Consider the following 26,225-nt stretch of genomic DNA (forward strand, 5'->3'; position numbering starts at 1 on the left):
TGCATAAAAAATGTAGTTTGTCACAATTCTCATGGCTGTGGGGCAATACCCATTAATTTCCCGTCAAATCTCCCTGGCGCAGGCGGGCAACGGTGTAAATTGCCAACAGTCGATTGGCCAGGCCGAAGCCAAGCCCGGGCGTCGGGCTGCCCCAGGCGGCCACGCGGCGCTGCATGGCGCTGGCCGGCGCACCGGGCGCGCGTCCTGGACGAATCGCAAACAGGATGTGGTTGTTGCCGGCGATGCCGGTGAACTGGCAGATGCGGTCATGGAAGGCATTCGACAGGCGCACCAGCACGCTGCGGTACTTGGGGTCATAACTGAACACATTGGCCGCCAGCACGCCGTCCGGCCGCAACGCGCGCCTGCAGTCGGCGTAGAAGTGCTCGCTCGCCAGGGCGTTCGGCAAGCCGTCGGCATCGAAGCCGTCCACCAGCAGCACGTCGGCGCAGTCCTTCAACTGCTTCATGTAGCTGGCGGCATCGCAATGGATGATGCTAAAGCGCTCGCTGTCCGGCGGGATGGCAAAGCGTTCGCGCAGGGCGATGACGTCGGCGCGCAATTCGAGCACGGTGATGCGGGTGCGGGGCAGGTAACGATGGCAGAACTTGGCCAGCGAGCCGCCGCCCAGGCCCACCATCACGATATGCTCCGGGTTGGGCTTGAACAGGACAAAGCACATCATGGCCCGCGCGTAGGCCAGCACCAGCGCGTCAGGATCGGCCGGATCCATCTGGCTTTGCACTTCGCCGGGCGTGAATTCCAGCGACAAGCGACCGCGCCGGTGGCGCACCAGGGGACGGTGGTGGTCGGGGATGGAAGTCATTTTGTCAACTTGTTACGAACCGTGATGATCTGCTAAGCTGCCGGGCTCCGGTTTCGACCCCAGTGTACCGGATGAGCACAGCGTTTGGGCGCTCGCGTTTACATCGGCAACTTTTATAGGTACATTGCCAACATAGGCAGCTTGGAGACGATAAATGTTCTTAGACCATCCAACCATCACAGCGACCAACAGTTTCACCGAGCCGGATCGCATCGAGCGCCTGACCCGCGTATATGGTTACGTGGCCGCATTGGCCGACCACGCCGGCAAGCAGCAGTTCATCGAAAAGGTCAGCCAGCTGCATGACCATAAAGGCACGCTAATCGTGTTCTGGCACGATGCGCCGACTGAAGACGAAAAAGAGTTCTTCTCCAAAGCCTGGGCCAGCAAGATTGGCGACGGCAGCAGCAACGTCGAACACGAAGTCTGACCGCGGCCCGTCCGCCAAGCAATGGATATCAAAACCCTGGTTCTCGCCCTGGCGCTGGGCAATCTCAGCCTGTGTGCAGCGCTGTTTTTCTTCGAGTATGAGAACAAGAAGTCGCTGACCCTGTCCACCTGGGCCATCGCGAAGCAGTGCCAGGCGGTGGGCTGGATCCTGCTGTATTTCCGCGGCGTGGTGCCGGAGCTGCTGGCCGGGCCGCTGGCCAATGCGCTGCTGCTGGCCGGCTTCGCGCTCGATGCCGGCGCCCTGTGGGAAGGCGTGGGCCGGCCGCGCTGGCGCAATATCCTGTTCCCCGCGCTGTCGCTGGCTATCGGCGCGCTGCTGGCCTTCCATATCCTCGACATCTCGCCTGCAATCCGCATAACTGCCGGCTCGCTATTCGTCGGCTTCTTCTTCCTCGCCGGCGTGCTGGCGCTGGCGCGCGCCTGGCGCGGCGGCAGCATGCTGCGCCGCTACCTGGTGGTGGCCATGTTCGTGCTGGCGCTGGTGATCGTCGGGCGCGGCCTGCTGGCGGCGGCCTATCCCGAAGGGCTGTCCTGGATCAGCGCCAATGCGATGCAGCTGTTCGGCTTCGGCGGCTTCTACCTGATGATGCTGGTGAACGCTTTCGGCTACCTGCTGCTGTCGCGCGAAAAGCTGCAGATGGACCTGGCGCGGCTGGAAACTACCGATCCCCTGACGGACGTGCCGAACCGGCGCGGCTTCTACCAGGCGCTGGCGCCCTGGATGGCGCTGGCGCGCCGCCCCGGCCAGCCGACTGCCCTGATCATCCTGGCGCTCGACCAGTTCAAGCGCGTCAACGACAGCTATGGCCATGCGGCTGGCGACGCTGCCCTGAAATCCATGGTGGAAACGTGCAAGAAGCAATTGCGCGATTCGGACCTGATGGGCCGCCTGGGCGGCGCCGAATTCGCCATCCAGCTGCCGCGCACCGGGCAGGAAGACGCCATGATGGTGGCCGAGCGCATCCGCCGCGCGATCGAGGCCACGCCAGTCAAAACCGAGCGTGCGATTATCAAGCTGACCGCCAGCATGGGCGTTACCACCATTCGTGCCGACGACAGCACGGTCAGCCTGTTCAAGCGTGCCGACGAAGCCCTGCAGGCGGCGAAACTGCGCGGCGAAAACCAGGTGGCGCAGCCGCCGCAGCCGCAGTCCCTGGAGGCCTTGTCATGACAGCGTAACACTGATGGCGTACTGTGCTACCATTTTCGTTATAAACGATATAAATGGATTCCTCGATGTACGCCGCAGTGGACCTGGGCTCCAACAGTTTTCGACTCTCCATCGGCCAGCACGATGGAGGCAAGATCCGCGTGCTCAACAGCATGCGCGAACCGATCCGCCTTGCCGCCGGCCTGGACCCCGCCGGCAACCTCACCGATGAAGCCCTGCAGCGGGCGCTGATCTGCCTCAAGAACTTCCGCGTGGCGCTGGCCGCCTACCAGTTCGACGGCGTGCGCGTGGTTGCCACTGCCATCCTGCGCCAGGCGCGCAATGCAGCGGATTTCCTGCCGCAGCTGGAGCAGGCCATCGGCTACCCGATCGAGATCATTTCCGGCGAGGAGGAGGGGCGGCTGATCTACATGGGCGTGGCCAATGCGCTGGGCCAGCCGAACGAGAGCCGGCTGGTGGTGGATATCGGCGGCGGTTCGACCGAGCTTATCCTCGGCCGCGGACTCGACATCGAACGTGTTGAGTCGTTCAGCGTGGGCAGTGTCAAGCAGAGCCTGTCCTTCTTCGTCGGCGGCCGCGTCGATGCGCGCTCCTTCGAAGCAGCCGTGCTGTCGGCGCGCTCGCATTTCGAGGATGGCGCGCCGCCTTATCATCCGGAGTGCTGGAAGCGGGCTTATGGCTCCTCAGGCACCATCCGCGCCATTGGCGAGATCATCGAAAAGAACAAACTGGGCGAGGGCATCACCCTGGCCGCCCTGAATGCAGTGCGCAAGCGCTTCATTGAATTCGGCCAGGTGTCGAAGATCGACATGCCGGGCCTGCGGCCGGACCGCGCCAGCACCGTCATTGGCGGGCTGGCAATCCTGATTGCGGTAGTGCAGGAGCTGGGCATCGAAAAGCTGGAGCCGATCGATGCCGGCCTGCGCATGGGGGTGATGTGGGACCTCTACTTGCGCTCGACCCGCCGCGACCGGCGCGACGAATCGGTAGGCGAGTTCCTGGCGCGCTTCCATATCGAATCGGAACGCGGCGTTCGCGTGTCGGAGGCGGCAACCATCCTGTTCCAGCAGATGAAGCCCGCCAGCGATGCCTTGCTGCGCCACCTGTCCTGGGGCGCCCAGTTGCACGAAGTGGGGCTGGTGGTGTCGCAGACCGGCTACCACAAGCACTCAGCCTATATGATCGAAAACGCGGACCTGCCGGGCTTCACCACCCGCGAGCAAAAGCTGATGGGCCGCCTGGTCCTGGCCCAGAAAGGCAACCTGCGCAAGGTCAGCGAGCACCTGACCGACAGCGATTTCGCCAAGGCGGTAGTGGCTTTGCGCCTGGCCATCGTGTTCATGCACTGCCGGATCGAAGTCGAAGATCGCGCCGTGCGCCTGCGCATGAAGAACCGCATCGACCTGGAACTAAAGCGCGATTGCGTCTCCAGCCACCCGACCCTGTCCTACTGGATGGAGAAGGAGCAGGAGTTCTGGGATGAAATCGGGGTTGACTTCAGTGTTCGTACCGTTGCGTAATAATCGTATATACTGTTTATATCATTCAATAATGGAGTGTCCATGAACGCAACCAAAGCGAAAGCCCCTGCCGCCAAGCCGCCAACCAGGACCGCAGCCAGGCCGGCTGCCAAACCTGCCGTCAAGCGTGCGCCAGCCGCTGCCAAGACCACCGTGGCAGCCAAGCCGGCGCCCGTCAAAGCTGCCGCCAGGCCCGCAGCTGCGAGAGCGGCCGCGAAACCTGCGGCCAAGCCAGCCGTCAAGCGTGCAACTGCCGCCAAGCCAGCTGCTGCGCCGGCCGCCAAGCCCGCCAAGGCCGAAAAACCCGGCAAGCAGCATAAGGAAAAACTGGTGCGCGACAGCTTCACCATGCCGGAGTCCGAATACGCGGTACTGGGCCAGGTGAAGAAGATCTGCCTGAAAAATGGCGTGGAAGTCAAAAAATCCGAACTGTTGCGCATTGGCGTCGCCCTGATCAGCCGCCTCGACATGGCTACCCTCAAGCAAGTGCTGGCCTCGCTGCCGCAACTGAAGACCGGGCGCCCGAAGAAGGGCTGATCTGTGGCACCCTGGACAGGCAGGTCTGGCCGAACCGCGCGAGCTGATTGCCGAGGCTAGCGCCACTAATCGTACAGGCTGCTCACTGCCAGCGGTTTGCTGTGCGCCACTACTGCGCCCTGCGCGGGCCAGTTGGCGAAGCGGAATTCGACCACCTGGTACTTGCCCATCGCCGGCCCCTCGAACGGTTCGGCCGGCGCGCTGGCCAACATGGTGGGCGTACCGGACGCGCCGCGGTATGCCACTTGCGCCTCGCCGCCTGGCAGGTAGACGAACTTCACGCCCACGCAATGCTTGCCGATCAGGTGCAGGCTGTAGCCCGATTCGCGCTGTGCGCTGAGCACCTGTTCGCAGGCTGCCCGCAGCTCCTCCACACGGTAGATCCCGTCATCGCGTTCCCGGATCGAAAAGCGGCCGCTGAAGCGGTAGTGGCCTTGCTGGCGATTCAAGCGCAGCACGGCGTCTTCGTCATACGCCTGCTTCAGCATCGGCAGCGTGGCGCGTCCCAAGGCATCGACCGGAATCGTTATGTTCACGCTTTCGCCGGTGAGTTGTACCTGCAGGCCATCCATCGGCTCGTCCGGCGAAACGGGACGGATCTGCATGTGGGCCTGGATCAGCGGCCGCGTCTTCAGGAATGGCGCGAAAAAGCGCGCCGCCTTGTAGGCGTGGCGATAGGCGAACCACTCGGCCTCGCGCGGCGCCGGAACAATCACCTTCGGCAGCGCTTCGCTTGCGGCCGGGAGGCGATCGTTTGGCAGCGCGCCGGCAAGCAAGATGGCGGCCAGGGCGAAAGATCGGGTGGGCATAAGCGGCGATTCTACTGCATGCCCTTGCCGCCGGCCCGTGCCGGAAGTCACGGCCATGACTTCCGGCACTTTACCGGTCATGGTGCCCCACGTAGAATGCGCGCCTGTATTAACAATTTGTTATGCCCATGACCGCCACCAGCCAGCGCGCAAGCCTTGCCCGTTACCGCTACCCCGTTGCAGCGCTGGTGGCGTGCCTGTTATTCGGCATGATGGAGCTGGCCAGCCCGTGGGTGGCCGGGCCGGCGCGGGTTGACCTCAACACCCCGCTCGGCCACTTGGCCTATCAGCTGGCCAGCCAGTTTACGCCCGCGCCTTCGATGCTGCGCGCCGGTACCGACCGCAGAGAGTTGGCATACCGCCTTTTCATGGCCGGGGAGGGGAGCCTGCTGGCGGCGTGGGTCGGCTTGCTGTGGTGGCGCATTCGTCCCGGCCTGGCCCGCTCGGGGCGGCACGGCAACGCCCTGTTGGGCGCCCAGCTGCTGATTGCGCTGGTGCTCGATTCGCTCGCCTTCCATTTTGCCATGGCCACCGAGATCGCGGCCCTGCTGCCGTGGCGGCGGGCGCTGGCGTGGCTGATGCTTCTGTTCGCCCTCGGTGTCGGGGTTGATGCCTGGATGCTGTCCGATGCCCGCCTGGGCCTGAACGATGCCAGCGTGCGCGCGCTTCTTGGCGTGTTGACCCTCGAGCGCTGCCTGTTGCTGCTGGGCGCCGCGTTGGCGTGGCTGATTCGGCAGGAGCAACGGGCGCGCACGGCGTTGGCGGCCGCCAATGCGCAGTTGCGCGCCACCCAGTCTTTGCTGGCCGATACGGTACGCTCTTCCGAGCGCCTGCGCATAGCCCGTGACCTGCACGACGCGGTGGGCCATCATTTGACCGCGCTCAAGCTGCACCTTGACCTGGCGGTACTGGATTCGGCGGGCGCCGCTCCGGCGGCGCTGGCGACCTCGCAAGACCTGGCGCAGTCGCTGCTGGCGCAAGTGCGCAGCGTGGTCAGCGCGCAGAGGCAAGACACGCGGGTCAACCTGCGCCAGGCGCTGAATCTGCTGGCGGCCGGCATTCCACATCCTGCCATCCGGCTGGCCGTGGACAGCGGCATCGAGGCTTGTTCTCCGGCCGTGGCCCATACATTGCTGTCCTGCGTGCAGGAAGCCATCACCAACACCGTGCGCCACGCCGATGCCTCCCTGCTGACCATCGAGATCGTCCGCGAGGGCGACATGGCGGCGGGGCGCCTTGTGGACGACGGGCGCGGGGCGGCAAGTGTGGCGGAGGGAAATGGACTGCGCGGCATGCGCGAGCGCCTGGCAGCGCAGGGTGGCAGCCTGGCCATTGGCAAGCATGCCGCATGCGGCGCGCAGCACGGTTTCGCGCTGGAATTCTCGCTTCCGCTGGCCGGAGTGCAGGCATGATTCGCGTAGTGCTGGTGGATGACCAGACCCTGGTGCGTAGCGGCATCCGCGGACTGCTGGATCATACGCCCGATATCCGCGTGGTGGCCGAGGCAGCCGACGGGGCGGAGGCGGTGGGCGTTATCGCGCAGGCCTCCGCCGACGTGCTGTTGCTCGACGTGCGCATGCCGCACTGCGGCGGCATCGAGCTGCTGCAGCGCGAGCAGGGGCGCTTGCCGCGCACCATCCTCCTCACCACGTTCGACGATGACGATGCGCTGCTCGATGGCATGCGTGCCGGCGCCTGCGGTTTTCTGCTGAAGGATATTTCCCTGGAGCGCCTGGCCGGCGGTATTCGCAGCGTGGCGGCCGGCGGCACGCTGTTCCGGCCGGCGCTCACGGAGCGCACCCGCGCCGCCTACGAACGGCCGGCCACGGCGCCCGCGCTGGCCCTTGGCGCCCAACTGACGGGCCGCGAAACCGAAATCCTGGCGCTGGTGGCCGGCGGCTTGAATAATGCGGAAATTTCGGCGGCGTTGGGGCTCAGCGAAGGAACGGTCAAGAATCATGTGTCGAACATCCTTGCCAAACTGGGCGTGCGCGACCGCGTACGCGCCGTGCTGCGCGCGCTGGAACTGGGGCAGATATGATGGCTTGCCGGTTCTTGCTGGCTGGCGTGCTCGGCACTGCCTTGGCGCCGGCGTGCGCGCAGCTCGGCGACGCCAGTTTGCTACCGGAAGGATCGCATGAGGTCCGGATTGGCGCCGTGCTGGCCAATGCACCGGCAGCGCTGGGCAGTTCCAAGCGTTCGACCGTCCTGTTGCCGCAGTTTTCCGCCGAGTGGAGCAATGGCGTATTTCTCGAAGGGCTGTTGCTGGGCAAGCAGATGTCGACCAGTTCGCAATGGAAGTACGGGCCCTTGCTGGCGCTCGGCATGGCAGCGCAACATGGCGAAGGCGACGGTCGCACCCTGCGACCCGTCGTGGGTGCATTCCTCCGCTATCGGCCTGCGCGTGAACTGGGGCTGCAGGCGCATGTGCTGGCGCCGGCCAGCCGGGCCGGCACCGGTACGCTGCTCAACCTGTCGGCCACTACCCAGGCCGGGCTTGGCCCGCACCATTGGCTGGCGTTCGGCCTGGGCGCCAACGTGGCCGACCGCGCCTATATGCAATCGGACTTCGGATCGGCGCGATACCGTGCGGCGGGCGGTGTGCGCGACGTGTTTGCCGAAGCACGCTGGGGATGGCAACTGACCCCCAAGGTTTTGCTGCAGGCATCGCTACATGCCAGCCGGCTGCAGGGCGATGCCGCAGCCAGTCCGTTCACCCGGCAACGCAGCGCAGTGGCGAACGCGCTGGCGTTCAGCTACAGTTATTGAAGGCGGTCAGAAACCGACACGCAGACCGTAACGCAAGCCGCTCTGCTTGACATGCAGGCCAGGCTTGCTGGTCCGGCCAATGTATTCATAGTCCAAGGTCAGCGCAACAGCCTTGCTGACGTTATAGGCCAGCCCCAGGTCGAGCAAGGGCCGGGTGTCGGACTCGCTATCGTGCGCGCCGGAGCCATTCGAGCTGGAGAAACGGTTGCGCGCCAGGCCTGCTTTGCCGAACACCGACCATTCATCGTTGAACTGGTGCGACATGCGGACCGCCAGATACGCGGTGTTGAATTTGAAGGTCGGCTCGGCGGCCAGTCCCAGCGCCGATTTGTCGAAATGGACCTGGCCCGACTGCCTGTAGCCTCCTTCCAGCGCCAGGCCGTCCGCGAAATTCCAGCCGCCGTAGATGCCGAGCAAGGGCTTGGAATCCTCGGTGACCGAATTGCCGTTGGCGGCGTTGCGGAACGTCAGTTTGCCGCCGCCGGCGCCCGTGACGCCAGCGTAAAAGTCGCCGGCGGATGCGGACAGCGGGGCCAGGATGCTTGCGGCCAGCATGGATAGTGTCAAGAGTTTGGTCATACGTTTCCTATGTGGTTGATTGGTGAGGCCATTCTAGGAACGCCGGCATTGCTGCGCATGTGCCGAAAGTCACTGCCTCCTGCATGTAATGCGCCTGACACACGGTTGTCATGTTCGTGCAGCAATAGGACAGCAAACTGGCTTCGTCACTACTAGAAAGGACGAAGCATGCAAACCCTGATTGCAAGCGCCCAACAGCGCGCCGCCAGTCCCCGGCTGGCATTGAGCATGGCGGCCACCCCGGAAGAGGTGCGCGAAGTCCAACGCCTGCGCTATAAAGTCTTCATTGAAAACCAGGGCTTGACCGCCCTGGCGACGCCAGATGGCCTGGACAGCGACGAATTCGACGCTGTCTGCGACCACCTGATCGTGCGCGACACCGCAACGCTGAAAGTGGTGGGCACCTACCGCTTGCTGAACCCCGCCGGCGCTCGCAAACTGGGCCGCCACTACTCGGAAAACGAATTCGATCTCGGTCGTCTGAAGCACTTGCGCAGCCGCGTCGTGGAAGCGGGCCGCGCCTGCATCCACCCGGATTACCGCGGCGGCAGCGTGATCATGCTGCTGTGGTCCGGCCTGGCCGAATACATGCGCCGCCACCAGTGCGAATACCTGATCGGCTGCGCCAGCATCAGCCTGGCCGATGGCGGCCACAATGCCGTTGCCGTGTACCAGCAACTGCGCGAGAAGCACATGGCGCCAATGGAATACCGCGTCACGCCGCACCTGCCGTTCCCGGTGGAGAAGGTGGAGTCGGCACGCGCGGCCCAGGTGCCGGCCCTGCTGAAAGGCTACCTGCGCTCCGGCGCCTGGATTTGCGGCGCACCGGCCTGGGACCCTGATTTCGAATGCGCTGACCTGTTCGTGATGATGCCGCTGGCGAACCTGGACGGCCGCTACGCCCGCCACTACAACGTTTGAAAAAACGTGCTATCCTTTCTGTACCGATCGGTCAATTGTGATCCGATCGGTACATTTGAAAGGATAAAACCATGTCGGTCCGAGCACCCGTACCACCCTATACCCGCGAAAGCGCCATCGAAAAAGTCCGCCTGGCCGAAAACGGCTGGAATACCCGCGACCCGGAAAAAGTCTCCCTCGCCTATACGGAAGACAGCTGGTGGCGCAATCGCAGCGAGTTCGCGCAAGGCCGCGCGGAGATTGTTGCCCTGCTAAAGCGGAAATGGACGCGCGAACTCGATTACCGCCTGATCAAGGAATTGTGGGCCCACGACGGCAATCGTATCGGCGTGCGCTTTGCCTACGAATATCACGACGACTCGGGCCAGTGGTACCGCGCCTACGGCAATGAAAACTGGGAGTTCGACGAAAACGGCTTGATGCACCACCGCCACGCCAGCATCAATGAACACCCGATCAAGCCTGAGGAGCGCAAGTTCTTCTGGGATCGCAGCGGGCCGCGCCCTGACGACCACCCCGGCCTGACTGAGTTGGGCCTGTAAGCATGGCACGCGTTGTCGCAGAACGGGAAGATGTCATCCCCCTGGTGGCGGAAGTGTTCCGCACCTATGGCTTCGAAGGCGCCAGCCTGTCCCGCATCACCGAGGGGACGAAGCTGGGCAAGGGCAGCATCTATCACTTCTTCCCCGGCGGGAAGGACGAAATGGCCGCGGCCGTGCTGCAGGAAATCGACCAGTGGTTCCGCCTGCACGTCTTCGAGCCGCTGCGCGAGAGCGCTGATGCAGGGCAGGGCATCGCCGCCATGTTTGCGGAGGTGGAGCGCTATTTCCTGTCCGGGCAACGCGTGTGCCTGGTGGGCGTGTTCGCGCTTGGCAATGAGCGCGACCGCTTTGCCGATGCCGTGCGCGACTACTTCGAGGCGTGGATCGAGGCGCTGGCGGCGGCGCTGGTGCGCAGCGGGCGCAAAGGCAAGGAGGCTGCGGCGCTGGCGGAAGAAGTAGTGGGCGGGATCCAGGGAGCGCTGGTGCTGGCTCGCGCGTTCAACAGGCCGGCGACGTTTAGGGCGGCGTTGAAGCGTTTGCAGGAACGGCTGTAGCAGCAGCTTGAGATGGCGCCGGTTAATGCGATGCCGGCGCCTGGCATCAATCCCAGTATGAACCGAGCTCAGTGTACTGAGGCATTCGACAGTTCCTTGAGCTCACGGATAGAAAGCTCGGATTTCTCATGCATGCGCAGCAGGATGGTGGCCCCGACTGCGAGCTTGCGGTGACGGATCTTGCTGATGATGGGTGGTTGCACTTCCAGCACCCTGCAGAGTTCCGCATCATTCTTCAGGTGCATCTTCTCGATTAGCGTGTCGAGCAGTTTATTTGGAACGAAGCTGGATGGCTCCAGCGCACGTGCCCGGTTCATTGCCTCGATTAGTTCGAGTTTCTTCTGCCTGACGCTCATTTTGCTCCTCCTTGACGTTGTTCACTACGTGGATAGAAAAAGCAGGCTTGCATCTTGTATTGATAACGAAGCAAGTTAATTAAATAATACTCCGCTTACCAAAAAAGCCAAGAATTTGAGAGAAAAATAATGAGTTTTATTGCGTGGCAGGGTTGACGACTGTTGTAACTTTGAGTCCATTTTTAGTGAGGCGCAGAACTTTATCGGCGCGCGCAGCGGCGGCCGGCGAATGCGTCACCATGATGGTCGTTGCACCGCTGGATTTAAGTTCCTGGTGCAACAGTTGCAGTATGGAATTTGCGGTGTCGGGATCGAGGTTGCCGGTCGGTTCGTCCGCCAGCACCAGGGCCGGGCGGTGCACCAGGGCACGGGCGATTGCAACCCGTTGCATTTCACCGCCGGAAAGCTGATGCGGGTAGTCGTGGCCTCGGCCGCCGAGTCCGACAGCATCAAGCATGTCGAGCTCGCGCCCTTGCGCCATGCCGTTCAGCAGCAGCGGCAGGGCCACGTTTTGCTGCAAGGTCAGGTGGGGCAGCACGTGGAATGCCTGGAAGATGAAACCCATGCGTGCGCGGCGCAGGCGCGTGGCCGCGTCGTCGTCAAGCGATGCGAGGGGAGTGCCATCGACGATGATGGCCGGCTCCTCGCTTGGATCTGGCTGGTCGAGGCCGGCGACCAGATTCAGCAATGTCGATTTGCCCACGCCCGAATCGCCCATGATGGCAACGAATTCGCCGGCTTCGAAAGTCCAGCTCAGCCGGTCGAGGACGCGCCGTTCGTTCGAGTAACTCTTGGTGAGGTTGTTTAACTGGAGCATGATTTAGCGGGTCAAGGAACGGCGCAGCGCGAAACTCAGGGCATCCACCACGGCCACTAGCAGCAGCATGGCCAGGATCACGGTGGCGGCGCGTTCCATCTGGAACAGGGACAGGTGATATTTGAGCATCTGCCCCAGGCCGCCGGCGCCCACCACGCCCAGCACTGCGGCGGCGCGGATATTGTTCTCCCACCGGTAGAGCGTGTAGGACAGCATCTGCGGCAGCGTTTGTGGCAGCGTAGCGTAGAAGAAGGCTGCCATCGGCGTGGCGCCGTTCAGGCGCAGGCTTTGTTCCGGCAGCGGCGGGGCGTTTTCCAGCGCATCGGCGAACAGGCGGCCCAATACGCCGGCCGTGTGCGCGGCCAGCGCCATGGTGCCGGCAAACGGGCCAAGGCCAGCGGCCACAAGCAGGATCGAAGCCCACACCAGTTCCGGGATGGAGCGCAGCACGCTCAGCATGCCGCGCACCAGCGCGCGCGGCGCACGGCCGAAACGTCCGGCGCCGGGAATCGCCAGCAACAGTCCGCCTGCAACTGCCAGCAAGGTGCCAAGCGCCGACATGGCCAGCGTTTCCATGGTCGCGATGCCGGTCTTGCGCAGGAAGCCGCTGGCCATCTCCGGCGGAGCGAAGCCGGCCAGGAATTCGCCGATGCTGTGCATGGCTTCGACGGTGAACAGGTCGCCCAGCTTGAGCGAGAGCGTGGCGAAGCTGGCGATAACCAGCGCCATGAGCGCGGCGGCAAACAGCCAGCCGGACCAGTTGCGTGCAGGCGGCGCAGGCATATGGCTCATCCCAGCCTCCTTCGCAGGTATTTGGACACCAGGTCGGCCGCGGCAACCAGCAGCACGAACACGATCAGCATGCTGGCCACTTCGCCGCCGGCCAACATCTTGGTCGATTCGTCCATGCGCTGTCCCAGGCCGCCAGCACCGACAAAGCCCATGATCACCGAGCCGCGAATCGCGCACTCCCAGCGATAAACCGTATAGGACACCAGTTCGGAAGCCGCTTCCGGCAGGGCGCCGTACAGCAGGGCTGCCAGCCGCCCGCTGCCGTTTTGCAGCAGGACTTCGCTGGCGTGATGGTCGGTCGATTCCAGGATTTCGGCGTACACCTTGCCCAGCATGCCGGCATAGGTCAAGGCGATGGCAAGCACGCCGGCGGTCGGCCCCAAGCTGAAGATGCGCACGAACAGCAGCGCCCACACCAGCTCCGGCACGCTGCGCAGCAGGACCAGCAGCCAGCGCACCATTTGGCGCAGGGCGCGCGGGAAAGGCGCGATACGGCCGGTGCCGATACGAGAAATCGACAATCGCTCGGTGACGATAAGCGTCGCCGGGATCGCGCCGAGCAGCGCAAGCGTCAGGCCGCAGGTGGCAATGGCCACCGTCTTCCATGCTTCACGCGCCACCATGGCAAGGAATTCGGCATCATGCGCCGGCTTCAGGAAATCGGACAGGAAGCGCCCGGTGGCCTGCAGGCTTTGCAGGTCGAACAGTGTCCAGGGATAGAACTCGGTCGCCACCACCAGTGGCCAGAGCAGCACGATGCCGACGGCCATGGCGGCCAGCCGCTGGCGCGACGCGGGATCCGGATGGTGGGGAGACAGCGGAACGGCAGGAACGTTATGCATCGCTTACAGGCAGGCCCCGACGGCCAGCTTGGCTGCCATTTCATCCGGCTGCGGCGAATTCGCCGGCGGCAGTTCGCCGAGATAGAGTTCATCAATCATGGCTTGCGTGACCTGCTCGCGCGGCAGGTCGAAAGCCAGGCGGCCGTTCTTCAACGCCACAATGCGCGGGAAATGGGCCAGCGCCAGGTCGACCTGGTGCAGGCTGCACACCAGCAGCGCATTGCGCTCGCGCGCTTCCTGCTGCAGGGTGTTCAGCGTGAGTTGCGACAGCGCCGGATCGAGCGCGGACAGCGGCTCGTCCACCAGCAGCGCCTGCGCCGACGACAGCAGCAGGCGCGCCAGGCCGCAGCGCTGGCGCTCGCCGCCGGACAGGCGGTCGACGCGGGAATACAGTTTGTCGCCAAGGTTGAAGCGCGTCAGGGCACGGTATGCCGCTTCCGGATCGGACGGCTTGAACAAGGAGAACAGTGCCTGCCCCAGGCTCCATGTCGGCAGGCGCGCTGCCAGCACCGCCGTTACCACGCGCTGGCGCGGCGGCAACGGCGGCGATTGCGGCGCCAGGAACAGGCGTGCGCGCATGGCATGGCGGCCGGCGTCCGTCAGTTGCCAGGGATCTGTGCCAAAGGCCTTGAAAGCGCCGCTATCGGGACGATGGGCACAGGCCAGGGTGGAGAGCAGGGTAGTCTTGCCGGCGCCTGAGGGACCGATCAGCGCCACCTGTTCGCCAGGCTCGAAGTTCAGTGAGATGTCTTGCAGTGCAAGGCCGCGCGAACCGCCAATGTGGCGGACCGAGAGGCCTTGCAGTTCGTACCAGGCAGAAGACATTGATTACTTCAGCAGGCCGGCGTTCTTGGCTGCCGCTTCGATATTGGCGTAGTTGGCAGCCTTGGTCGAGATGAACTTCGACGCGCGCTGCAGGTCCAGGATCGCCTTGTCTTCGGGCTTGGCGCTGTCCAGCGCCAGGAAGGCGTCGGTGATCTTCTTCTTCAGCGCTTCCGGCATGTCGGAGCGAACGGTCCAGTTGTAATCGTAGTAGGCCGGAGTGGTGTAGAACACGCGCACCACGGACGGATCGACCTTCTTCTGTTCATTCAGTTTTTCCCATACCGAGATATTCAACGCACCGGCATCGACCTTGCCGCCGGCAACGGCTGCCACGGTGGCATCGTGGGCGCCGGAGAAGGAAATGCGTTTCAGGTCGGCGTCCGGATCGATCTTGGCCGCCAGCAGGTAGGAGCGCGGCATCAGGTGGCCGGAAGTCGAAGACTCGGAACCGAAGCTTAGAGTCTTGCCTTTCAGGTCGGCCAGCGAGTTGATCGACTTGTTGGTAGTGACGAAGACGGAGCGGAATTTTTCATCTTCCACGCGCTGCACCAGCGGCACGACCTTGCCCTTGCTCATGTGGTTGGCCTGCACGAAGGTGAAGCCGCCGAACCAGACCATGTCGAGTTTTCCGTTGACCAGGCCTTCCACCGAGGCGGCGTAGTCGGTCACGGGGGTGAACTCCACTTTCATCGCCAGTTTCTTCTCGAGGTATTCGCCGAGGGGCTTGAATTTGCGCTGCAGTTCAGTCGGCGCTTCGTCGGGAATGGCGGAAACGCGCAGGACTTGCTGGGCTTGGGCGCCGGCAGCGGCGAAGAGCACACCGGCTGCAAACAGGGCCGATTGAATGGTGCGGAGAGAAAACAGGGACATGAAAGATCCTTTTTTATGTGAATGACGAGCCGCACTCCTCAGGCGAGGGTGTGGTACCTGGTCTTGGATATTCAGCTATGATAGCAAAAATGTCCCTGGAGCCTGAGCCATGACCTTGTCACGCACGGCTGCGATCCGCGTGGTCGCACCGGAAACGAGCAGTGTGTTGTCCCCCAGAACCGCCTACGGCGATGCCGCAACCATTGCAGAGATCAGCGCCGGGCTGCTAGCGCCGCAGGCTTCCACCGCGCCGAAATACTTCTACGACAGCCTCGGTTCGCACCTGTTCGAAGCCATTTGCGAACTGCCCGAGTACTACCCGACCCGCACCGAGGCAGCGATCTTTGCCCGCCACGGCGCCGACATGGCGGCGCGCATCGGCCCAGGCATGACGCTGATCGACCTGGGCGCAGGCAATTGCGCCAAGGCCGCCAGCCTGTTCCCTCTACTGCAGCCAGGCCAGTATGTGCCGGTCGATATCGCCAGCGATTTCCTGCAGCAGGCCGCCGCGCAGCTGCGCCAGCGCTTCCCCGCCATCGAGATCACGCCGCTGGTGCTGGACCTGTCGCAGCCCTTGGTATTGCCACCCTCCGTGCCGGCAGCGCGGCGCCAGTTCTTCTATCCCGGTTCATCGATTGGCAATTTCACCCCGCACGATGCGGTGACTTTCCTGCGCCAGGTGCGCGAGAACGTGGGCGCGGACGGCGGGCTGCTGATCGGCGTCGACCTGGTCAAGGACCCGGCGGTGCTGGACGCGGCTTATGACGACGCGATCGGCGTCACCGCTGCCTTCAACCTGAACCTGCTGCGCCACCTGAACCATCTGGCCGGCGCCGACTTCGATCCGGCCCAGTGGCGCCACGTCGCCTTCTTCAATGACGCGGAAAGCCGCATTGAAATGCACCTGGAAGCGCGCTGCGCACTGAGCGTGCACTGGTGCGGCGGCGAGCGCAGTTTTGCCCAAGGCGAGAGGATTCACACCGAGAACAGCTACAAGTACACGCTGGAAGCCTTCCGCAGCTTGCTGTGGGAAGCCGGCTTCCGCGTCGACGGCACCTGGACGGACGATGCCCACTGGTTCGCAGTGATGCACGCCGCGGCGGCATATGCGTGACGCCAGCCCCTGGACCGAGCGCTACGCGCAAGTACGCGCGGCAACCATGGCGCTGGCCGCGCCGCTGTCCGACGAGGATTGCGGCGCGCAATCGATGCCGGATGCCAGCCCGGTCAAATGGCACCTGGCGCACACCACCTGGTTTTTCGAGACCTTTATCCTCGAACGCTTCGAGCCTGCCTTCCAGCCTTTCCACCCGGCCTTCAGGGTACTGTTCAACTCTTATTACAATGGGGTCGGCGACAAGCATCCAAGGCCACAGCGCGGCTTGCTGACCCGGCCCTCGATGGCCGAAGTGCGCGCCTATCGCGCCAATGTCGATGCCCGGATCGCGTTGCTGGCGACAGGCCTCGCCGCCACCGATGCCCGCCTGGCCGCGCTACTGACGCTTGGACTGCAGCATGAACAGCAGCACCAGGAGCTGATCCTCACCGACGTCAAGCACCTGCTGGCGCAGAATCCGATGGCGCCAGCCTACCTGCCTGGCGCCGCACCGGCCGCACCCGCTGCCCCAGCCCAGTCATGGCAGCGCTTCGAAGGCGGCGTGCACGAAATTGGCCATCACGGCGACGGCTTCTGTTTCGACAATGAGCTGCCGCGCCACAAGGTCTTCATCGCCCCGTTCGAACTGGCCACGCGCCTGGTGAACAACGGCGAATACCTCGCCTTCATCGAAGCCGGCGGTTACCGCGACCCGAGCCTGTGGCTGGCGGAAGGCTGGGACTGGATTCGCGCCCAAGGCATCGAAGCGCCGTTGTACTGGCGGCGCGGGGAGGGGAGCGCTGGCTGGTCCGCCTTCACCCTGCATGGCAATCAGTCGCTAGACATGGAGACGCCGGTAAGTCACATCTCCCTGTTCGAGGCCGACGCCTATGCCCACTGGTCCGGCGCCCGCCTGCCGACTGAAGCGGAATGGGAGCACGCAGCCGGCGCGAGCGCAATAGAGCAAATGTTCGGCCAGTGCTGGCAGTGGACCAGCAGCAGCTACGCCCCATACCCCGGCTTCCGCCCGGCCGAAGGCGCCATTGGCGAATACAACGGCAAGTTCATGGTCAACCAATACGTCCTGCGCGGCGCCAGCCTGGCAACCCCGCCAGGCCATTCGCGAGCCAGCTACCGCAACTTCTTCCCCGCCAGCGCACGCTGGCAATTCACCGGCATCCGCCTCGCAAAATAAAAGTCGGGGTCAGGTCTGGCGGATTGCCAGACCTGACCCCGACTTTTATTTGCGAGTTACAGGCGGATGCCGAGGGCCTGGATGATCTCTGCCTTGAACTTGGCTGCCTGGTCGGCGTTTGGAATTTCTCCGGCCAGCTTCAATGCCAGCAGGCGTACGTCGGTGATCTCGTCGAAATAGTCGCCGCAAACGATCGCTGCCATCGGGCCGATGTAGGTGGCCAGCGTGTTTTCGAAGATGGCGCGCTGCGCCTCCGACAGCGCCGGCTTGCCGGAGGGCTTGCTGACCGGTTCCGGTGCCGCTGCCGGGCGGCGTGCGACGCCGGCCAGCAGGGTGGACGCGGGAGAACTGCCTTCCGGCAGCTCAGTGATGCTGCCGTACAGGTAGTCGAGAATCGCTTCGGTCGACCATGGCAGAGGCTCGTTATTGCCCACGCTCGGACGGTCCATGCTCATCCGTGCGCGCTGGATGGTGCGCAGGATGTCCAGGCCGTCACGGCCGCGGCGGCCGCGGCACAGGACGAATACGATGCGCCCGTTGTCGAGATGGATCTGCGCCATGCGGTTGTCATCGCTGACCAGCATGATGGTCGCAGTGTCGCCCTGGGCGCAGAAGCCGGCGATCTTGTCGAGCAGCTCTACGAAGGGAGTGAACTCTGGCTGTGCCATATCAGTTCGCCTTTATCAATTATTTCTTACGCAGGCGATCCATCGCCATCTGGATACTCACGCCCAGGCGTTCCACGGCACGCGCCAGCGAGCCGATTTCGTCGCCGCGGCTGGTCTGTGGAATGGTGACGTCGAGCTGGCCCTTGCTGAGCTTCTCGGCGATGTCGGTCAGGTGGTTGATCGGGCGGGTCAGCTGTTTGCCCAGCACGAACGCGAGGGCGCCAACCAGGACGATAACGACGATAATCAGCAGGCGCGCTTCGCTGCGCATCTTGGTCATGGCAGCATAGGCTTCGTCGTAGCGCTGCTCAACCAGCACGGTCCAGCCTTGCGGCAGGTTGCGCACGAAGCCCACCATCTTCACGTCGCCGTCCATATAGACTTTAGGCTCGTCGGTGATGCCTTCCACTTGCAGGGCAGGGTGCTTGCTGAAGTCTTGCAGTGCGGATTTGATCTTGCTCGCGTCGCCGTGGGCGATGACTTTCTTGTCGCCGTCCAGCAGGATGGCGTGGCCGGTTTCGCCGATGCGGATGTCGGTCACGGTGCGCGATACCACGCCCAGGTCCATCGCCATCGCGAACACGCCGACGATGGTGCGGTTTTCATTGCGGATCGGGACGCCGATGTTCAGCGATGGCTTGCCGCTGGTCTTGCCGATTGCCACCAGGCGGCCTTCGTTCTTGCCGGACATGATGGCCTTGAAGTAGGCGCGGTCGCCGTAGTCGAGCATGGCACTGCCGTCGCTGCGTGCTACGTCCTTGCCGGTGGTATCCAGCGTGTGGATCAGGTACACCCACTCGTAGGAAGCTGCGGTTGCCATCAGGACCGGGGTCTGGCGCCCGGTGTTCATGGAAATGACGTCGTCCAGGCGGGCGGCCTGGCGCATGGCGCGCATATTGGTGTCGTCCCAACCGTTAACGCCAGTGGCCACGGTATCCGTGGTGGCGACCAGGTTTTCCGAAATTTTCGTGGTCAATTCTTGTTCGGCGGAAGAATTGCCCAGGTACCAAAGGGCAAACAGCGGCACGAGGGTTACCACGAGCAGGGTGATCAGGACTTTTTGAAAGATATTAAGAGACAGTTTCATTTTTATAAATCATTCGTAATAATCGAGCTGACACAACCGCATTCAAAATACGGACAACGTCTGCATTAAGGCTGATTTCGAGGCAATGCTGATGAATTGCCCGAGGCTGTTCGCAGCGCCAAGCACGCTACTTCGGGCATTGCCTGAGCAACTTTTTGTGAAATCACAGGCCGCTTCTGGACCCTTTTTGCCGTGATTTCGCTGTTGCTCAGTTTATAAGTACACGATTATACATCAGCCGCTTTCCATGCGGAAATGATTTATGTACCGCGCGAATTGGCCAGGCGCGGCGTGTTGCGCCGCTGCGCCGGCAGGGCCGGGCCCTGGCGTTGCTGCCCAGCCTCCCCGGACAGGCGGAACTGGCTGACCAGGTTTTCCAGCCCGGCTGCCTGGTCGCTCATGGCCGCGGCGGCGGCGGCGGCTTGCTCCACCAATGCGGCATTCTGCTGCGTGGTCTGGTCCATCTGCATGATGGCCGTGTTCATCTGCTCGATGCCGTCGGTTTGCTCGCGCGTGGCCAGGGAAATCTCGGCGACGATGCCGGTAACGCGCTGCACGGCGGACACCACTTCTTCCATCGTGGCGCCGGCCTGTGCCACCAGCCTGGCGCCGGCATCGACCTGTTCGACCGAGCTGGAAATCAGTTCCTTGATCTCTTTGGCGGCACTGGCCGAGCGGGCTGCCAGGTTGCGCACCTCGCTGGCCACCACGGCGAAGCCGCGTCCCTGCTCACCGGCGCGCGCCGCTTCCACGGCAGCATTCAGCGCCAGGATATTGGTCTGGAAGGCGATGCCGTCGATCACTGCGATAATGTCCACCACCTTGCGCGAGGAATCATTGATCGAGCCCATGGTCGTCACAACCTGGGACACCACTTCGCCGCCGCGCTGGGCGATGCTCGAGGCGGAGCTGGCCAGCTTGTCCGCCTCGCGCGCGTTGTCGGCATTGGCTTTCACGGTCGACGTCAGTTCTTCCATTGATGACGCGGTTTCTTCCAGCGCGGACGCCTGGTTCTCGGTGCGCGCCGACAAGTCCATATTGCCGGTCGCGATTTGCCCCGAAGCGGAGGCAATGGCGACCGTGCCATTGCGCACTTGGCCGACGATCTGCGACAGCGCATCGTTCATTTCGCGCAGGGCATGCAGCAACTGCCCGGCTTCATCTTGCGAATGCGCCATGATATGGCTGGTCAAATCGCCAGAGGCGACGGTGCGCGCCACTTGCAGGGCATAGTTGATCGGACGTGTAATCGAACGCGTCACCCAGTATGCGCATGCAACGCCCAGCACCAGTGCCGCCACGCCCAGGGCCACCATCATGACCTGGGCGGCGCGGATGTGCTGCTTGATCTCGGCGCCATTGGCGATGACGATGCTGTCCTGCAGGTCGGCGAGTTTTTCCACGGTAGCCTGCAGCCTGGCCAGGCGCGGCATGGTTTCCGACAGTGCGCGCTGCGTGGCCTGCTCGCGCTGTCCCTCCTCGAGCTGTTTGAGTACGGCGGTAAACGACTGCACGTAGTTGCTGCGCTCGCTGCTCACTTGTGCCAGCAGTTCGCGTCCGGCGGGCCGGTAGACCAGCTTGTCGAGCGTGGACAGGGCGGCCGTGATGGTAGCCTTGTTCCTGTCGACCTGCTTGCGCAGTTCCGCCGCTTGCGCAGCGTCGGTCACCAGCAGCAGTTGCAGTACCAGCGCCGAATTTGCGCGGGTGGTGGCGGCAATGGTGGCGGCGGCATCCGCCTTTGCCCAATCCTTGTCGATGATGGTGGAACTCAGCTCGCCGATGCTGGCGAAGCGCTGGCTGGCCACAGCAATCAGCATGGCCATGAGGGCGAAGACTATCGCGAAACACAAGCCCAGGCGGGTCCCGATCTTCAGGTTGGCGATGCGCATGACTGCTCCTTCCGGCGGCGTGGAAAACGATTTCCAGTATAAATACTTGCCGAAAGGAGACAAATTCGGGGGCGGCGCGCAAGCCGTCCCCGAATGAAAAAGCGCTTAAGCTTCGGCTTGTGCCATGCTAGCCGAGGCCTCGGCCCGCACTGCGATCTGGCGGTTGATGGCGCTCAGCACGGCCTTGAACGACGCGGTGACGATATTGCTGTCGATGCCTGCGCCGAACAGGGTAGGGCCGCCATCCAGGCGCAATTCGACGTAGCAGGCTGCCTTGGCATTGGCGCCGTGGCCGATGGCGTGCTCGTGGTAGTCCATCAGCGTGACGTCCAGGCCGAGCGCATCGACGAAGGCGTCGATCGGCCCGTTGCCGCCGCCTTGCAGTGACGTCGAAGCCTTGTTATGCAGCAGGCCGATGTCGATCTGCACCGGTTCGTCGCTGGAGCTGTCTTCCACCATCTTGTGCGATACGTAGGCGTAAGGCGTGCTTTGGGCCAGGTACTCGCTTTCGAAGATCTGGTAGATGCCTTCGGAGGTGATTTCAAGGCCGGTCTGGTCGGCCACTTTCTGCACTGCGCGGCTGAATTCGATCTGCAGGCGGCGCGGCAATTCGAGGCCGTAATCCTGCTCCAGCAGGTAGGCCATGCCGCCTTTGCCGGATTGGCTGTTGACGCGGATGACAGCGTCGTAGCTGCGGCCCAGGTCTTGCGGGTCGATCGGCAGGTATGGGATTTCCCACGGTGCGCCTTCCTGCTGCTTGGCGAAGCCTTTCTTGATCGCATCCTGGTGCGAGCCGGAAAAGGCGGTGAACACCAGGTCGCCCACGTATGGATGGCGCGGATGCACCGGCAACTGGTTGCATTCCTCGACCACTTTGCGCACGGAGTCGATGTCGGAGAAGTCCAGGCCCGGATGCACGCCCTGGGTGTAGAGGTTCAGGGCCAAGGTCACGAGGTCGACGTTGCCGGTGCGCTCGCCGTTGCCGAACAGGCAGCCTTCGACGCGCTCGGCGCCAGCCATGACGGCGAATTCGGCGGCGGCGATGCCGGTGCCGCGGTCGTTATGCGGATGCACGGAGATGATGATGGAATCGCGGCGCTCCAGCTTGCGCGACATCCATTCGATCTGGTCGGCGTATACGTTCGGCGTCGAGCATTCGACGGTGGCCGGCAAGTTGACGATCATCTTCCTGTCAGGAGTCGGCTGCCAGATGGCGGAGACCGCATCGACGATGTGCTTGGCGAAATCCAGTTCGGTGGTGGAGAAAGACTCGGGCGTGTATTCGTAGGTCCAGTCGGTTTCAGGATGCTGGGCCAGCAGCTGTTTCACCAGCTTGGTGCCGTCAGTGGCGATCTTGGTGATTTCTTCGCGGCTGGCGCCAAACACCACCTTGCGGAATACCGGCGCGGTGGAGTTATACATGTGCACGATGGCGCGCTTGGCGCCGATGCACGATTCGACGGTGCGGCGAATCAGCTCCTCGCGCGCCTGGGTCAGCACGATGATGGCGACGTCGTCCGGAATGCGGTTTTCCTCGATCAGCTTGCGCACGAAATCGAAATCGGTCTGCGAGGCGGAGGGGAAGCCCACTTCGATTTCCTTCAGGCCCACCTTGATCAACAGCTCGAAGAACTTGATTTTCTTTTCCACGCTCATCGGCTCGATCAGCGCCTGGTTGCCATCGCGCAGATCTGTGCTCATCCAGATTGGCGGCTTGGCGATGACGGCGTTGGGCCAGGTGCGGTCGCTCAAGCCGACGGTGGGGTATGGACGATATTTCGCGGCAGGGTTCTTCAACATCATGGTGATACTCCTGTGTTTTTCAAATTTTGGGAAACCGGGACGTGGCGCGAGAGCGGCCGACGCGGGGTACTGCTAGGGGGAATCAGGCGCGTGCCAGTAGTAGCGCGCCTAGTAGTAGGGCGCCTGGCAGGTGTGCAGAGATGTGCAAATGCGAGGTCATGTCGACCAATGTAAGGCACTGGATTTGACCTTGTCAAGAAAAAACCTCAGCAGCAATTTGCGATGTTTTCGCGCTTTCTGCTGCTAAAATGGTGATCTTGGCGAGAATAAATCGGATATGGATAAGATTGATCGAGAAATAATCGGACTTTTGCGCGATGATGCGAGGATAAGTTTTAAGGACCTGGGCGAGCGTGTAAGCCTCAGCGCGAACACGGTGGCGGATCGCGTGCGGCGTTTGGTGGCCGACGGCGCCATCCTCGGATTCGAGGCTCGCCTCGACCATGCGGCGCTCGGCCTGCACCTGCAAGCCTATATCGACGTCAAGCTGAAGTCGGGCACCAATACCCACGAGTTTGAGGAAATCGTCAAAACCATTCCCGGCGTGCTGGAAGTGGCGCTGCTGACGGGGAATTACGATGGCCTGCTGCGGGTGGCCTGCAAAGACCAGGCCCAGTTGCTGCGCCTGATCGACACCTTGCGCGACCGGGCAGGCGTGCAGGACACCTACAGCCGCGTGATCCTGCACCAGACTCCCGTTCGCGCACCGCTGTCTGTGACAGAATAGCGGCCCTGATGTCTTGATTGCGGAATTCCGATGCAAAAGCTGAATGCAGAATTGAGCCGACTTTACCTCGCGCCGCCAGAAGGCGGCACGCGCACCATTTCCCTGGCGTTCAGGAAGCAGGCCGGCGATGGCGAGACGGGGCACTGGGAGCGCCTGTGCACGGTGGCGAATGCCTTGCAGGCGCAGTCAGGCTTGCCGGCGCCTGCGGTGAGCGTTTCGGGCGACGGTGCATTTGGGCTATGGCTGTCGCTGGAGGAGCCGATCACGGTGGCGCAAGCGCAGGAGTTTGCCAGGCTGGTTGGTCCCGGCGCCGATACGGTGGCGGGGCCGCTTCCGCCATGCCTGAACCAGGCTAGCGGAAAGTGGGCGGCCTTCATTCACCCCGGCATGGGTGCATCCTTTGCCGATGATGAAGGCCTCGACGTGCAGCCGTCGGAGGCAGGACAGCTTGCCTTGCTTGAAGGGCTGGAAAGCATCGGGCCTGCGCTATTTGCACAAGCGCTGGAACAATTGCGCCAGTCTGCAGGAGTGTCGCCTCGGGCGGCGCAGCAGGCATCCGGCGCCGGCGCGGCGGCCGAGGGCTTGCTGCTGAAGGATGCGACGCTGGAAGACATCGCCGCCTTCCTTCACTCGAAGAACATTGAACCTACTTTCCGCTTCCTGAAATAAGCGGCAGCTGCGCGGCCAACTGCGCCGCCGTCTGCGCTGCCACGTTGATGAACATGCAGCCGATGTGGAGCTGTTCGCCCAGCAGGAACGAGCGGAAGCCGCGCGTGAAGCGGACTTCCAGCTCGGTGGCGATTTCGATGTCCTCCCCCAGCTGCAGGACGACTTCGGGGATTTTGCGCCCCTTGAGCAAGCCTTTGGCCTCGAGCTTCGAGCATCGCAGGCCGATGCCGCCGAGCGACAGGTCGTAGATCGGCAGCTCATATGTGTGGCTGTTCAAGACGAACGACGCCATGAAATTGGCGCCCAGCGGCGTTTCCACCCGCTCGGAGGCACGCCGGTCCAGCACGGCACAGGTCTCCGGGAATGTCATTGGAATCAGATGCGGCTTGCCGGGCACCGGATTCCATTCCTGGCTGGACAGGCGGAATTGCAGCTTGGCGGTACGCAGCCAGCTTACAAAAGTGACCTTGCCTGGCTGGAGGACGCCGCCTTCATTCAACTCCATCACGAAATGCGGCAATTCGGGATCGACCGACAGGATGCGCCCCAGCACCACGTCACGGCTGCCGGCCGCGTACATCGAGATCGCATCGCCGCTCGCGGCCAGGAGGGTCAGGGCATCGCCGATATCGTCCTCGCTCGTCATTTCGTACGAGCTTGCCGTAGCCAGAAAGGGGGCTAGCGCGTCTTGTGGCCGCGGTGGTCCCTTGCGAATCGGGATGGCATGGTGCTCATGGAGCTGCATAGCGCACGTGTGTCAGGATGGTATGAATCCATCATAGGATGCGAATTGCCAAATAGCAACCTCTTTTGAATTCCTGAAAAGAGCTTTGGACCATCCTGTCATGCAAAGCTTCATCAAGCTGCGACTTGCACGCGCGCTTCGCCGGCGGCCATTTCGCCGATGACGGCGGCGTGTTCGAAGCCGTGGTTGCGGAACAGAGCCAGTACTTCGTCGACGCTCGCCGGATCGCAGGACACCAGCAGGCCGCCCGAAGTCTGCGGGTCGGTCAGCAGGGTGTGTTGCGGCTGGGTGATGTTCGGCGACAGCAGCACATCCTTGCCGTAAGCATCCCAGTTGCGGCCCGAAGCGCCGGTGAAGAAACCGTCGTGCGCCAGCTTCTCAACCCCTGGCAGCAGCGGTATTTGCGACATATTCAGTTTGGCGGTCAGCTTGGCGCCTCGCGCCAGTTCCAGCAGGTGGCCAAGCAGGCCAAAGCCGGTGACGTCGGTCAACGCATGCACCCCAGGCAGTTCGGACAGGGCCTTGCCTGGCTTGTTCAACTTGGTGGTGTTGTCGATCATGGCCTGGTAGCCTTCGTCGCCCAGCACGCCCTTTTTCAGCGCGGCGGACAGCACGCCCACGCCCAACGGCTTGCCCAGCACCAGCACGTCGCCTGCCTTGGCATCCGCATTGCGTTTCACTTTGGATGGATGCACCAGGCCCAGGACCACCAGGCCATAGATCGGCTCCACCGAATCGATGGTATGGCCGCCGGCAATCGGGATGCCGGCTTCGTTGCAGATCGATTCGCCGCCCTTGATGATCTTGCCGATCACCTCGATCGGCAGTTTGTTGACAGGCATGCCGACCAGGGCCAGCGCCATGATCGGAGTGCCGCCCATGGCGTACACGTCGGAGATCGCGTTGGTAGCGGCGATGCGGCCAAAGTCGAACGGATCGTCGACGATCGGCATGAAGAAGTCGGTGGTGGCGATCAGGGCCTGCTCGTCATTCAGTTTGTAGACGGCAGCGTCGTCGGCCGTTTCGATGCCGACCAGCAGTTCCTTCGGCACGGGGAATCCGTTGGTGTTTTTCAGGATCTCGGACAGCACGCCGGGCGCAATCTTGCACCCGCAGCCGCCGCCGTGGGAAAAGGAGGTGAGTTTGATTGGTTCAGTGCTCATGAT

The 26,225-nt window shown here is 63.1% G+C and carries 29 protein-coding genes; 14 read left to right on the forward strand and 15 right to left on the reverse strand.

Features of this window, described 5'->3' with window-relative positions; genetic code table 11:
* Positions 1-52 precede the first annotated feature (52 nt).
* Positions 53-826: a transferase spermidine synthase gene (locus ACN9MZ_RS12335; protein ID WP_426342400.1), complete on the reverse strand. Its 774-nt coding sequence runs from the start codon at positions 824-826 to the stop codon at positions 53-55.
* Positions 827-980: 154 nt separating this feature from the next.
* On the opposite strand from ACN9MZ_RS12335, the gene ACN9MZ_RS12340 reads away from it, so the two are divergent.
* The 4 genes from ACN9MZ_RS12340 (at position 981) to ACN9MZ_RS12355 (ending at position 4,504) form a co-directional block, all read left to right on the forward strand.
* Positions 981-1,256, forward strand: coding sequence for a hypothetical protein (locus ACN9MZ_RS12340; RefSeq protein WP_426171234.1), 276 nt, complete (start codon positions 981-983; stop codon positions 1,254-1,256).
* A gap of 21 nt (positions 1,257-1,277) precedes the next feature.
* Positions 1,278-2,447, forward strand: a complete 1,170-nt coding sequence (locus ACN9MZ_RS12345; RefSeq protein WP_426342401.1) for a GGDEF domain-containing protein — start codon at positions 1,278-1,280, stop codon at positions 2,445-2,447.
* A gap of 65 nt (positions 2,448-2,512) precedes the next feature.
* A complete protein-coding gene (locus tag ACN9MZ_RS12350) occupies positions 2,513-3,967 on the forward strand; it encodes a Ppx/GppA phosphatase family protein (RefSeq protein WP_426342896.1) in 1,455 nt (484 codons plus the stop codon).
* 42 nt (positions 3,968-4,009) lie between these two features.
* On the forward strand, positions 4,010-4,504 hold the full coding sequence (locus ACN9MZ_RS12355) for a hypothetical protein (RefSeq protein ID WP_426342402.1): 495 nt from the start codon (positions 4,010-4,012) through the stop codon (positions 4,502-4,504).
* A 65-nt stretch (positions 4,505-4,569) separates the two neighbouring features.
* Here ACN9MZ_RS12355 and ACN9MZ_RS12360 read toward each other — a convergent pair whose 3' ends face one another.
* Positions 4,570-5,313: a hypothetical protein gene (locus tag ACN9MZ_RS12360; protein ID WP_426342403.1), complete on the reverse strand. Its 744-nt coding sequence runs from the start codon at positions 5,311-5,313 to the stop codon at positions 4,570-4,572.
* A 128-nt stretch (positions 5,314-5,441) separates the two neighbouring features.
* Here ACN9MZ_RS12360 and ACN9MZ_RS12365 point away from each other — a divergent pair, with 128 nt between their 5' ends.
* From ACN9MZ_RS12365 to ACN9MZ_RS12375, 3 genes are read left to right on the forward strand one after another with little or no spacing between them, the layout of a single operon-like run.
* The gene (locus ACN9MZ_RS12365; protein WP_426342404.1) at positions 5,442-6,725 is read left to right on the forward strand and encodes a sensor histidine kinase; all 1,284 of its coding nucleotides are present in this window, start codon (positions 5,442-5,444) and stop codon (positions 6,723-6,725) included.
* Positions 6,722-7,354: a response regulator gene (locus ACN9MZ_RS12370; RefSeq protein ID WP_426342405.1), complete on the forward strand. Its 633-nt coding sequence runs from the start codon at positions 6,722-6,724 to the stop codon at positions 7,352-7,354. Before ACN9MZ_RS12365 ends, ACN9MZ_RS12370 begins: the two co-directional genes overlap by 4 nt.
* Complete coding sequence (locus ACN9MZ_RS12375) at positions 7,351-8,082, forward strand: MipA/OmpV family protein (protein WP_426342406.1); 732 nt, start codon at positions 7,351-7,353, stop codon at positions 8,080-8,082. The genes ACN9MZ_RS12370 and ACN9MZ_RS12375 overlap by 4 nt, the downstream gene beginning before the upstream one ends.
* A gap of 6 nt (positions 8,083-8,088) precedes the next feature.
* On the opposite strand, the gene ACN9MZ_RS12380 is transcribed toward ACN9MZ_RS12375, so the two are convergent.
* The gene (locus tag ACN9MZ_RS12380; RefSeq protein WP_426342407.1) at positions 8,089-8,661 is read right to left on the reverse strand and encodes an outer membrane beta-barrel protein; all 573 of its coding nucleotides are present in this window, start codon (positions 8,659-8,661) and stop codon (positions 8,089-8,091) included.
* Positions 8,662-8,829: 168 nt separating this feature from the next.
* Here ACN9MZ_RS12380 and ACN9MZ_RS12385 point away from each other — a divergent pair, with 168 nt between their 5' ends.
* The 3 genes from ACN9MZ_RS12385 (at position 8,830) to ACN9MZ_RS12395 (ending at position 10,678) form a co-directional block, all read left to right on the forward strand.
* Complete coding sequence (locus ACN9MZ_RS12385; protein WP_426342408.1) at positions 8,830-9,582, forward strand: GNAT family N-acetyltransferase; 753 nt, start codon at positions 8,830-8,832, stop codon at positions 9,580-9,582.
* A gap of 71 nt (positions 9,583-9,653) precedes the next feature.
* Positions 9,654-10,124 (forward strand): DUF1348 family protein, encoded by a 471-nt coding sequence (locus tag ACN9MZ_RS12390; protein ID WP_426342409.1) that lies wholly within the window; start codon positions 9,654-9,656, stop codon positions 10,122-10,124.
* Between the two features lie 2 nt (positions 10,125-10,126).
* Positions 10,127-10,678 carry a TetR/AcrR family transcriptional regulator gene (locus tag ACN9MZ_RS12395; RefSeq protein WP_426342410.1) on the forward strand — a complete coding sequence of 184 codons (552 nt, stop codon included), beginning with the start codon at positions 10,127-10,129 and terminating at the stop codon, positions 10,676-10,678.
* 68 nt (positions 10,679-10,746) lie between these two features.
* Here the strand turns inward: ACN9MZ_RS12395 and ACN9MZ_RS12400 are convergent, their stop codons facing one another.
* The 6 genes from ACN9MZ_RS12400 to ACN9MZ_RS12425 all read right to left on the reverse strand — a co-directional run bounded on the left by ACN9MZ_RS12400 (position 10,747) and on the right by ACN9MZ_RS12425 (position 15,180).
* Positions 10,747-11,034, reverse strand: a complete 288-nt coding sequence (locus ACN9MZ_RS12400) for a hypothetical protein (RefSeq protein ID WP_055934583.1) — start codon at positions 11,032-11,034, stop codon at positions 10,747-10,749.
* Between the two features lie 136 nt (positions 11,035-11,170).
* Positions 11,171-11,851, reverse strand: a complete 681-nt coding sequence (locus ACN9MZ_RS12405; protein ID WP_426342411.1) for an ABC transporter ATP-binding protein — start codon at positions 11,849-11,851, stop codon at positions 11,171-11,173.
* A 3-nt stretch (positions 11,852-11,854) separates the two neighbouring features.
* Positions 11,855-12,643, reverse strand: a complete 789-nt coding sequence (gene phnE, locus ACN9MZ_RS12410; protein ID WP_426342412.1) for a phosphonate ABC transporter, permease protein PhnE — start codon at positions 12,641-12,643, stop codon at positions 11,855-11,857.
* Entirely contained in the window at positions 12,640-13,485 is an 846-nt protein-coding gene (locus ACN9MZ_RS12415; RefSeq protein ID WP_426342413.1) for a PhnE/PtxC family ABC transporter permease, read from the reverse strand. The genes phnE and ACN9MZ_RS12415 overlap by 4 nt, the downstream gene beginning before the upstream one ends.
* 3 nt (positions 13,486-13,488) lie before the next feature.
* On the reverse strand, positions 13,489-14,310 hold the full coding sequence (locus tag ACN9MZ_RS12420) for a phosphonate ABC transporter ATP-binding protein (protein WP_426342414.1): 822 nt from the start codon (positions 14,308-14,310) through the stop codon (positions 13,489-13,491).
* 3 nt (positions 14,311-14,313) lie between these two features.
* Positions 14,314-15,180 (reverse strand): putative selenate ABC transporter substrate-binding protein, encoded by an 867-nt coding sequence (locus ACN9MZ_RS12425; protein ID WP_426342415.1) that lies wholly within the window; start codon positions 15,178-15,180, stop codon positions 14,314-14,316.
* Between the two features lie 109 nt (positions 15,181-15,289).
* On the opposite strand from ACN9MZ_RS12425, the gene egtD reads away from it, so the two are divergent.
* Both egtD and egtB read left to right on the forward strand, forming a co-directional pair.
* A complete protein-coding gene (egtD, locus tag ACN9MZ_RS12430; RefSeq protein WP_426342416.1) occupies positions 15,290-16,294 on the forward strand; it encodes an L-histidine N(alpha)-methyltransferase in 1,005 nt (334 codons plus the stop codon).
* Positions 16,287-17,471: an ergothioneine biosynthesis protein EgtB gene (egtB, locus tag ACN9MZ_RS12435; RefSeq protein WP_426342417.1), complete on the forward strand. Its 1,185-nt coding sequence runs from the start codon at positions 16,287-16,289 to the stop codon at positions 17,469-17,471. Before egtD ends, egtB begins: the two co-directional genes overlap by 8 nt.
* 56 nt (positions 17,472-17,527) lie before the next feature.
* Here egtB and ACN9MZ_RS12440 read toward each other — a convergent pair whose 3' ends face one another.
* The 4 genes from ACN9MZ_RS12440 to leuA form a co-directional block, all read right to left on the reverse strand.
* A complete protein-coding gene (locus ACN9MZ_RS12440) occupies positions 17,528-18,139 on the reverse strand; it encodes a hypothetical protein (protein ID WP_426342418.1) in 612 nt (203 codons plus the stop codon).
* A gap of 19 nt (positions 18,140-18,158) precedes the next feature.
* Positions 18,159-19,226 (reverse strand): HAMP domain-containing protein, encoded by a 1,068-nt coding sequence (locus ACN9MZ_RS12445; RefSeq protein WP_426342419.1) that lies wholly within the window; start codon positions 19,224-19,226, stop codon positions 18,159-18,161.
* Positions 19,227-19,486: 260 nt separating this feature from the next.
* Positions 19,487-21,115, reverse strand: a complete 1,629-nt coding sequence (locus tag ACN9MZ_RS12450) for a methyl-accepting chemotaxis protein (RefSeq protein ID WP_426342420.1) — start codon at positions 21,113-21,115, stop codon at positions 19,487-19,489.
* 105 nt (positions 21,116-21,220) lie between these two features.
* Positions 21,221-22,918 (reverse strand): 2-isopropylmalate synthase, encoded by a 1,698-nt coding sequence (gene leuA, locus ACN9MZ_RS12455; RefSeq protein WP_426342421.1) that lies wholly within the window; start codon positions 22,916-22,918, stop codon positions 21,221-21,223.
* A 277-nt stretch (positions 22,919-23,195) separates the two neighbouring features.
* Between leuA and ACN9MZ_RS12460 the strand changes: the two genes are divergently transcribed.
* Both ACN9MZ_RS12460 and ACN9MZ_RS12465 read left to right on the forward strand, forming a co-directional pair.
* Positions 23,196-23,645 (forward strand): Lrp/AsnC family transcriptional regulator, encoded by a 450-nt coding sequence (locus ACN9MZ_RS12460; protein WP_426342422.1) that lies wholly within the window; start codon positions 23,196-23,198, stop codon positions 23,643-23,645.
* 30 nt (positions 23,646-23,675) lie between these two features.
* The gene (locus tag ACN9MZ_RS12465) at positions 23,676-24,314 is read left to right on the forward strand and encodes a hypothetical protein (protein WP_426342423.1); all 639 of its coding nucleotides are present in this window, start codon (positions 23,676-23,678) and stop codon (positions 24,312-24,314) included.
* On the opposite strand, the gene ACN9MZ_RS12470 is transcribed toward ACN9MZ_RS12465, so the two are convergent.
* Positions 24,292-24,960, reverse strand: a complete 669-nt coding sequence (locus ACN9MZ_RS12470) for a PilZ domain-containing protein (RefSeq protein ID WP_426342424.1) — start codon at positions 24,958-24,960, stop codon at positions 24,292-24,294. The two genes, ACN9MZ_RS12465 and ACN9MZ_RS12470, sit on opposite strands and share 23 nt — an antisense overlap.
* Before the next feature lie 212 nt (positions 24,961-25,172).
* Positions 25,173-26,222: a selenide, water dikinase SelD gene (gene selD, locus ACN9MZ_RS12475; protein WP_426342425.1), complete on the reverse strand. Its 1,050-nt coding sequence runs from the start codon at positions 26,220-26,222 to the stop codon at positions 25,173-25,175.
* Between the last annotated feature and the right edge of the window lie 3 nt (positions 26,223-26,225).

This window comes from Pseudoduganella sp. S-14 (genome assembly GCF_049913285.1).
In the GTDB taxonomy this organism is placed as follows: domain Bacteria; phylum Pseudomonadota; class Gammaproteobacteria; order Burkholderiales; family Burkholderiaceae_D; genus Rugamonas.